Source organism: Xanthobacter autotrophicus, assembly GCF_029991245.1.
In the GTDB taxonomy this organism is placed as follows: Bacteria; Pseudomonadota; Alphaproteobacteria; order Rhizobiales; family Xanthobacteraceae; genus Xanthobacter; species Xanthobacter autotrophicus_C.
This window is the reverse complement of the sequence record NZ_JAIVFO010000356.1, coordinates 1-456: the sequence shown is the minus strand read 5'-3', so window position 1 is coordinate 456 and position 456 is coordinate 1. Positions and strand designations below refer to the sequence as shown.

1 protein-coding gene is annotated in these 456 nt (G+C 47.6%); it reads left to right on the top strand.

Going from position 1 to position 456, the window contains the following annotated elements:
* Window positions 1-19 precede the first annotated feature (19 nt).
* On the top strand, window positions 20-456 hold a 437-nt coding region (locus tag K9U41_RS23200; protein ID WP_282643192.1), incomplete at its 3' end, for a hypothetical protein.

Genomic DNA, 456 nt, shown 5'->3' with positions numbered 1-456 from the left:
CCACCTCAGGAAAATCACCATGAAGACTGTCATCATCAATATCTCTGGCAACACCGGGAAAACCACTCTCACAAAGCATATGTTTGCGCCATTGCTCAAGGCTAAGCGCATCAGCATCGAAGACAGTAATGCGGGAGATGGCACCCCTGACCTTGAAATTAGCTCGGCCAAGTTTAAGAAGCTTGCAGGCGAACTCAACACCGCCGATGAATCGGAAAGTTTTGTAATTGACATTGGCGGATCCAACGCCAAAAATATGATCTCCACTTTTGATGAGTTGGCTTCAACAACTGAACTCATCGATTGCTGGGTGATTCCAGTTACCCCCTCCACTAAACAAATCACTGACTCGCTGCGCACAGCTCAATCTCTTAAGGACCTCGGCATAGAGCCTGAAAAGATTGTGCTTCTCCCAAACAACGTCACTGACCCCGAGTCATTTGAAAGTGACTTCGC